General features: G+C 40.3%; 1 protein-coding gene. It reads right to left on the bottom strand.

What is annotated here, in order from left to right:
• Positions 1 to 499: 499 nt before the first annotated feature.
• Positions 500 to 1,027, bottom strand: coding sequence for a hypothetical protein (locus tag C487_RS20105; protein ID WP_152422464.1), 528 nt, complete (start codon positions 1,025 to 1,027; stop codon positions 500 to 502).
• Between the last annotated feature and the right edge of the window lie 336 nt (positions 1,028 to 1,363).

Genomic DNA, 1,363 nt, shown 5'->3' with positions numbered 1-1,363 from the left:
AGAGATATATAAATCAAATAGAGGGTGCTGTTTTCAGCCGTCTCAGTGGCTCAGCCAGGAACTCTATGGGGGTAAACACATGCGAAAATACGAGGAAAGGTAACAAAAGCAAAAGGAGACCGATAAGATGACGAGTCTGTCCTACAAATCCACCAGCGTATAGGCCCGTTGGAAAGGTCCATGTCCCTATAACGAGTTCTGACAGCACTACACCATTGCTGTCACCTAAATAGGTGAGCCCAAATGTATGACCTACGAAGGCTTCCGCAAGGGCATAAAAAAGATTTCCCGCAATAGATACCATTAATGGAAATATTCCTGCCCAAACACTTGTATATGATATTATGAGTATTGAAACAACGAATATAAGCAGATATCGAGTTTGTTCAATGGAAAAAACGCATGTGTTTACCCCCATAGAGTTCCTGGCTGAGCCACTGAGACGGCTGAAAACAGCACCCTCTATTTGATTTATATATCTCTCANCGGCGGTCGAATTTTACGGATTTCTAATTGAATTCCCCGATTTTGAACCTACTGTCCTCCTGCGATTTCTGGGGGTAAACACATACGAAAAAACCATTGCTGCGGATTGGGAGGGGCCATTTCCAATGACTGCAGCAAGATACGACCATAGAACGAATATTGTGAGTCCAAACACTGCAATAACCCCCAGCCACTTGTCCCTCGCATCCTGAATTTCTCTGCTGAATCCATATCCGAGAACAACAAACAGTCCGATTGCAATTGGGTCAACCAGATAAAGGGAAAAAACCTCGTTTGTTGGAACTCTTACGATTGGAATGTCTGCATTAAATATGGATAGAATAAAAAATGAACTTACTATTCCAGAAAAAACCCTATTAGTCGTATAAAGATATAGGGAATAAAAAATACCTGCGATAGGCACAAGAATAAGCAGTGAAATATTTTTCCATAGTGCGAAAATTGGAATCACAAAGACAAGACCAACTATAAGAATTATTGAAGTAAGAAAAACATCCTCGATAGAATAGTTATCTACCATGAGTATTTCTTCTTGGATATATGGTATAAATCGGTCTAATAATTTATTATGTGTTAATCTATTCCCCAAATCTGAATGCATTATATCACCACCCTTTTCAATATCTCTGAAGTCATCCTATTAACCTCTTTAAAAGTCCTTTCTCTTTTAAGCCCGTCGATCCCCATTCTAATACAGGTCAATAAAAATACATGTCTTAGGTCTCACTATCGTCAAATTACCCCGTAAAATCCTCATCTATAGGGAGTCTGTACGTGTTTAGCCCCAGTAAATTTCGCCACTGTCTCGTAGCAGGCGGCCAATCGGGGAGATATGCACCCTCAGCAAGGGCTAATT

Source organism: Natrinema pallidum DSM 3751, assembly GCF_000337615.1.
Classification (GTDB): domain Archaea; phylum Halobacteriota; class Halobacteria; order Halobacteriales; family Natrialbaceae; genus Natrinema; species Natrinema pallidum.
The sequence above is the reverse complement of the archived record's forward strand: the minus strand, read 5'-3'. Positions and strand labels throughout refer to the sequence as shown.

What these genes read in the sequence shown, in the direction of transcription:
- C487_RS20105 (WP_152422464.1), bottom strand. Translation starts at nt 1,027, where the DNA reads ATGGTAGATAACTATTCTATCGAGGATGTTTTTCTTACTTCAATAATT.